The sequence below is a fragment of the Frankia sp. RB5 genome (genome assembly GCF_059816245.1).
Map to the genome: position 1 here is coordinate 1 of NZ_JCBATA010000133.1, position 2,961 is coordinate 2,961.

Consider the following 2,961-nt stretch of genomic DNA (forward strand, 5'->3'; position numbering starts at 1 on the left):
AAGTCGACGCGGGAAACACGCCACCCGACACACCCGAGATCAGCGTGACACCCGAAGCCCTCACCGCATAACCTGAACCCAGATCACGCGGAGTCACTCTCCGTACACCACCCCCGTGGACGTGACCCGCCGTACTGGACCGGCGCGTCCACCCCGTGCGGCGCCGCCGCCCTCGTCCGGGCACCGCAGCCGGCGCACTCCCGCTCGAGTAGGCGGTGCTCGGTGACCGCCCGGCCCGCCGGGAGCACCACGTCGACGACCTGGCGGCGCTCGAGACCGGTCACCGGCGCGAGCAGCAACGCGTCCCCGCACCGCCGGCAGCACTCCGGCTCGTGCAGCACCGTCCGATCCGGATCCGCGACCAGCGCGAGCGTCGAGCCAGGATGACCGGGCTGGCCACCCGGCGACCGGCCGCTGTTCTCCCGGCGACTTCGGCGCCGGCTTGGCCAGCCCCTCGCTGCTCGGAGGCTTCGAAGAATTCCTCGAGTTCTTCCCGAGCCGCGCCTTCAGCTCCGAGATCTCCGCCGTCGCCTGCGCGAGGGCCTCCACCGCGTCCGCCGCCTGCCGGCGTGCCTCGGCCACTTCCTGGCGCAGCATGCCGATCAACGCCACGAGCTCGTCATACGACGGCGCAGGCTGATCGGCGGATGACACGCGATCAACCTACAGGGCGATCACTCACCGCGAACACCCCGCCCGCCACAGAGGATGCCGCCCACACGACCCGACCTGCGACAACGCTAAACGAATGAGATACCTGACCAGTAACCGCGCTAGTAGCCCGCGTTACCGGGTCTCGCGCTTGGCGGAATCGGAGCGCTGCACCGCCAAGCGCGAACCCGAGAACGGCTAGTAGCTAGCAGCGGTAGGAAAACATGGACTGCGTGTCCCACGGAACGGCACTGACTTGGAAGGCAATACACAGCCCTCGACTGTAGTACGACCTGGCGAAGATGCCGAGCGGCTGCCGAACAAGGGTATAGAGGGCAACACCGATGGCTCCAGGCGCCGATGGGGTGTAGGCCCCGTAGGCAAAGTTGTAGCTCGCGGTGCGACTCAGGTACATGGTGCACCGCGGCCAAGCGCATTTCAAAGTGTAATCACGAGGCGGCGCGGGAAAGTTGACGACCTTGCAGCCTATTTGCGGGTTCGCCGCTCCGGGCTTGTGGTTGATCGCGTACACGCAAATGGTATGATTTCCAGTTCCCCCATATGGAACCTCTGCGCGAAAGCCATGGTTCGGTCCGTACCCAGGGAAAGCGTTGGCGATATCGGGACGGTTGACACCCGCATTCGTCGCACCGATGAGCGTGCCATCGGCGTAGATATGGACATCGTTCGGAATCGTCGGAGCATCTCCCTGCAATGCCCACCCGGTCACACCAACGCCGCCAGACACGACATAGTAGGAATCGACTACCCCAATGGGGTTCCCGGAGGCCGCTGAAGCGGAACCGGTCATGCCGAGAATTAGCACTCCGGTGACTATCGCCGTGCTTAGTAGACTGAGAATCTTACGAGACATTGCAAGCGCCTTTCTCGGGTGCGCGGTGGGTCTTCGTTCTCGTCCTGTGTGTTGTGCGGGATTCAACCGTCCCTCATTTCCCGGTGCTGTGCGGGGTAGATCACCGTCCTGCGGACGCTAGAGGTTGCAAGCGCCGGCGCGGAAGGCACGGCTCGTCCCAGGTCCGTCCCACGGGGGCTGGGACGCTGGGACGGCTTGGGATGGCCGGTTGCAGTACCCGGAGTGATGGTCCGGTGGCGGTCTCGCTACAATCCACGCCAGCACAAGCATGATCGGGGGCGGGGGCGCTATGGCTGGGGACGCTGATCGGGCGGCTCAGAAGATCGTGGAGGACTTCGCTGCGGACCTGGCGGCATTGCGGCAGCAGTACGGGAATCCGTCCTACGCCGCCATGGGCAATGTGGTCCGGCATATGAAGGACGTCGAAGGCTCCAAAAGCACGTTTGGCCGGATGTTCCAGCGGCCCACGGGTATTCCGTCCGCCGAGCACCTGCGCGGTTTTCTCATCGCGCTGGGACAGAGGGACCTGGTTGACGAGTGGGAAGGGCGGCGGCAAGCGGCCCAGGCTGCCATAGAGGCAATACGTAGACAGCCTGAAAGCACCCTGCCCGAGGAACAAACGCAAAACAGCCCAGCGATCACAGCACGAGAGTTGGTCTCCTCAGCGGAGCCGCGTCTGCCGCATCAGCAACCTCGACGTTGGCGGCCGTTTACCCTGGGCCTCGTTTGTGCCGGGATCATCACGTTTCCGCTGGGCTTTGTAACCGGCAAGGCAAGCACGGCAGCACCGGCGAGCGTCGCGCCCGGTGCGGTACGGGGGAAGCCGGATATACAGGCCGCCTGTGACCGGGACTATGGGAAAGGCCGAATCGCGACCATTACTAATCCCGATAGCTCTTCCAGTTGGGAATGCCTGGCACCGGGGACGGCACCGGAGCCGGGCAAGAATGGTGTCGCGATCTCCGATCAGTGCGCCCGGCAGTGGCCCGGCTCCGAAAGCCGGGCCCTGAGCGATCGGGACCCGTGGTCGTGGCGGTGTATTCAGCGGGGGTGAAGCCATCCGCAGGGAGGCTCCGCCAACGCCTACCCGTCGGCCAGCAGCTCCAACGGATCGACCTCGATGGCGGCGGCCAGCCGCTCCACCGACCGCAGGGTTAGATTCCGCAGCCCGTAATGATCTCCTGCACTTACCGGACGCTGGTGCGCCAAGACGGAAGATTGATCAAGATTCAGGACAGGCTCTAACTAAGAGCTATGCACGACGGAAAATTGCTGAAAAAAGGGCGGCTTTACGCCGCCTTATTTTTTAGTAACTGGTCAGGTCTCGTAGATCGTTTGTTTTTCGTTCCCCGGCCGGCTGGGACGTTTTGATGGCTTGGCAGTCCTGGGGTGTTGGTGTGGCGTGGTTGATCGGCCCGTAGGGTCCGGGTGTGTCC

Annotated in this window: 3 protein-coding genes; 2 read left to right on the top strand and 1 reads right to left on the bottom strand. The window is 64.1% G+C overall.

All coding sequences use genetic code 11. The annotated features are described in order from the left end of the window. Window positions 1-93: 93 nt before the first annotated feature. Window positions 94-519, bottom strand: a complete 426-nt coding sequence (locus AC6EXY_RS33075) for a DUF6444 domain-containing protein (protein ID WP_499818999.1) — start codon at window positions 517-519, stop codon at window positions 94-96. Here AC6EXY_RS33075 and AC6EXY_RS33080 point away from each other — a divergent pair. Then, entirely contained in the window at window positions 443-640 is a 198-nt protein-coding gene (locus AC6EXY_RS33080; RefSeq protein WP_101832547.1) for a hypothetical protein, read from the top strand. The genes AC6EXY_RS33075 and AC6EXY_RS33080 overlap by 77 nt on opposite strands. A 1,210-nt stretch (window positions 641-1,850) precedes the next feature. Next, on the top strand, window positions 1,851-2,579 hold the full coding sequence (locus AC6EXY_RS33085; protein ID WP_133150709.1) for a hypothetical protein: 729 nt from the start codon (window positions 1,851-1,853) through the stop codon (window positions 2,577-2,579). Window positions 2,580-2,961 lie beyond the last annotated feature (382 nt).